At 50.3% G+C, this 3569-nt stretch carries 2 protein-coding genes; both read right to left on the minus strand.

The features are described 5' to 3' along the window. Nucleotides 1-246 precede the first annotated feature (246 nt). Nucleotides 247-723 carry an anaerobic ribonucleoside-triphosphate reductase-activating protein gene (nrdG, locus tag KDK14_RS04215; RefSeq protein ID WP_257263771.1) on the minus strand — a complete coding sequence of 159 codons (477 nt, stop codon included), beginning with the start codon at nt 721-723 and terminating at the stop codon, nt 247-249. Between the two features lie 222 nt (nt 724-945). Beyond that, the gene (nrdD, locus tag KDK14_RS04220; protein WP_257263772.1) at nt 946-3072 is read right to left on the minus strand and encodes an anaerobic ribonucleoside-triphosphate reductase; all 2127 of its coding nucleotides are present in this window, start codon (nt 3070-3072) and stop codon (nt 946-948) included. Nucleotides 3073-3569 lie beyond the last annotated feature (497 nt).

Consider the following 3569-nt stretch of genomic DNA (forward strand, 5'->3'; position numbering starts at 1 on the left):
GTATTCCTTACCAGCTTGGTGGGCTGGTTTGGCTGGGTTCACAGAATAGTTACGTACTGACAGTCTGGTTAGTTTGATTATTTGTCTGCAATGTCAGTATTGTCAATCGGGCTGTGGATGTGGTTCCGGAAGAGTCAGGGCAAGCGCTGTCGTTCAATTACTGGAACATCATAATTCTGGCAAAGAACAAGGTAACCCCGCCGATTCCGGGCATTTTATCCCAGTGGTGGAGCGGCAAAAAGCCATTTAAAAAATTACCTTATTGATATTAATTATTCTTTGATTGATGCTGCCCCGCCAGGGCAGTGACAGATCTCTCTTATCCAGCTCAAAACGTCCATCAATCAGCACATCAATGTATTGCAGAACTTCCTGTTGAGCCTGACTGAGTTCTTCCAGCGTGTAGCCAGTCCAGAGCCAGATATTTTTCTGTGGATATTCGGCTTTTACCCGCTGAACCAGCTTCAGGATACCGGAAAGATTGCCGGGGAACAGTGGGTCTCCACCGGACAGTGACAACCCATCCCGCTTGATGCGGGAGTCTCCCAGGTCGGCAATAATCCGGTCTGCCATGGCCTGGTCAAAGGAGATTCCCATGCGGGCATCCCGGGAGGTGGCGTTATGACAGCCTTTGCAGCGGTGTTCACAACCACTGACAAACAGGGTGCAACGGGTGCCTTCACCATTGACCACATCGATTGGATAGTACTGGAGATAGTTCATGCTTTTTGCTTTTTCATGGGGCCTGTGGTGCTCGTTCCAACGCAGAGCGGGGGTGTTGCAAAAGGTATAAAAGCGTTGAACCACAAAGACACGAAGACACAAAGGTAGCCTTTTTTGTATGCTGAGTGTCGCTCAGGCAAGCTTGGAAAAACCTTTGTGCCTTTGTGGTTTTTTTTAAGGCCTTTCGCAGCATCCTGAGAGTTTGGGAGCGAGGCACCCGTATTAGAGGTGCTTTACCCGACGAACCACTTCTTCCTGCTTGCCTTTGATAAAAGGCCGACTGTTGGGCTGGCCCAGGTAACCACAAACACGACGGGTTACGGACATCTTGTCGGAGTCGCGGTTTTTGCACTGTGGGCATTCAAAACCACGGCTGGTGGCGTTGAATTCCCCTTCATAATCACAGCTGTAGCAGGAGTCATTGGGAGTATTGGTGCCGTAGTATGGCACCTTGTCGTAGGTGTAGTCCCAAACGTTCTCCAATGCCTTCAGGTTGTTGACCATGTTCGGGTACTCACCATAGCAGATGAAACCACCGCTGGCGTGTTTGGGGTATACCTGCTCAAAGTCGACCTTGTCGTATGGGTTGACCTTCTTTGCCACATCCAGATGGAAAGAATTAGTGTAGTAGCCTTTGTCAGTCACGCCCTCAACAACACCAAATTTCTTTTTGTCCAGGCGGCAGAAACGGTCACACAGGCTTTCGCTTGGGGTTGAGTAAAGACTGAAGCCGTAGCCGGTCTCTTCTTTCCACTGATTCACTGCTGCACGCAGGGTTTCTACAATCGCAACGGCTTTATGGCGAAGCTCTTCACTGTCGTAAAGATCACCGGAACCACTGCCATAAAGGGCATTGATCGTCTCATGGATCCCGATGTAGCCAAGGGAGATAGAGGCACGACCATTTTTGAAAATATCGCTGACCTTGTCATCTGGCTTCAGGCGAACACCGCAGGCACCTTCCACATAGAGAATCGGCGCTACCCGGGCACGTACCCTGTCCAGACGCTGGATACGGGTCATCAGGGCCTCTTTAGCCAGCTGCAAGCGCTGTTCCAGCAGTTGGTAGAAAGTTTCCTCATTGCCCTGACTTTCAATTGCTATACGGGGCAGGTTGAGTGAGACGACCCCCAGGTTATTACGGCCATCGTGAATCATCTTGCCGCCCTCTTCATAAACGCCCAGGAATGAACGACAGCCCATGGGTGTTTTAAAGCTTCCGGTTACTTCAATCAGCTTGTCATAGTTGAGAATGTCCGGGTACATCCGTTTGCTGGCACACTCCAGCGCCAGCTGTTTGATGTCGTAGTTCGGGTCTTCAGGGTTGAAGTTCACTCCTTTTCTGATGGCAAACACCAGCTTGGGAAAGACCGGGGTCTTGCAGTTTTTACCCAGGCCACGAATCCGGTTTTTCAGAATGGACTTTTGCACCAGACGCTCTTCCCAGCTGGTACCCAGGCCAAAGCCAAAGGTGACAAACGGGGTCTGGCCATTGGCGGTATGCAGGGTATTTACCTCATACTCCAGTCCTTGATAAGCGTCATAGCAGTCCTTTTCGGTCATTTCCATGGCGTATTCACGGGCTTTTTCCTCATCACCAATCCAGCGCATACCCTGCTGACGATGTTTTTCAAAGGTTTTGCGCACGTAAGGTGCGTGAATACGGTCAATCTCATTGACGCTGGTGCCGCCATAGATATGGCTGGAAACCTGGGCAATGATCTGGGCGGTGATGGCCGCTGCGGTAGTGATAGACCCGGGCGTTTCAATTTCTGCATTACCCATGCGAAAACCGTGGGTCATCATCCCTTCAATATCGATCAACATGCAGTTGAACATCGGGAAAAACGGGGCATAGTCCAGGTCGTGATAATGGATTTCGCCACGGTCATGGGCCGCGGTAATGTGCTTTGGCAGGATATGCTGTCTGGCGTAGTGCCTGGCGACAACACCCGCCAGAAGGTCCCGTTGAGTGGGGATGATTTTGCTGTCTTTGTTGGCGTTTTCGTTGAGCAGCTCTTCATTGTCCTGATTGATGATGCTCAGAATGTCCCGGCTCAGGGCATTACGCGACTCACGTTCAATATCCCGGGTCTGACGATACTCAATGTATTTGCGGGCAGCGTTATGGTATTCGCTGCTCATCATCAGATGCTCTACCTGATCCTGAATATCATAGATATCCACCAGTTCCTGACCGGCCACGGTGCTGGCTACTTTTTTCGCAACGTACTCAGCAAAGTCATGGTCTTTGATCTGAGCATCATTGAGGGCGCTGGCAACGGCTTTTACGATGCGTGGCGCATCGAAAGGCTGGCGTGAACCATCGCGTTTGATGATCTCAGTCATGGTGGCTCTCCGGACAGATAGAATAATAAGATATTGCGCCTTTGTGGGTGGAATATCTACAGGTAGTGGTTGTGTGCGCGATAGGCACTATATGTTGTGTTTTGCGGCAGCTATGATCCACTAAAGTGGTTGATTCTGCAATATCGACAAAACGTAAATCTGCACGGGGAATCACGGTTTTCATTGGCAAGTCAGAAGTTACTGACTGGGACAGTCCCATATACTCTGAGGTAAAAAAATGTGAGCCTGGTGACAACTGCATTTTGTAATTGATGGGTTTCCTCGATCAATGGCACCCAAGCCCCGTTCGTCCTGGGCGGAGTCGAAGGGCTAAACTCCATACCCTGAATATAAGGCTGCGCCAATCACGCTTCGATTCCGCTCAGGGTGAACAGAGCAAGCTCATTGAAATGACGTACCAAGAGGCTGCCCGTGGATAGCGCCCGTAGCGAGGACGGCAGAAAATTGAGGATAAAAATTCGGTTTTGTGAGGTGAA

Source organism: Endozoicomonas sp. ONNA2 (genome assembly GCF_024606365.1).
GTDB lineage: Bacteria > Pseudomonadota > Gammaproteobacteria > Pseudomonadales > Endozoicomonadaceae > Endozoicomonas.

Bases quoted from the DNA above. Each gene is read 5' to 3' on its own strand.
- nrdG (WP_257263771.1), bottom strand. From the start codon at position 723: ATGAACTATCTCCAGTACTATCCAATCGATGTGGTCAATGGTGAAGGC.
- nrdD (WP_257263772.1), bottom strand. From the start codon at position 3,072: ATGACTGAGATCATCAAACGCGATGGTTCACGCCAGCCTTTCGATGCG.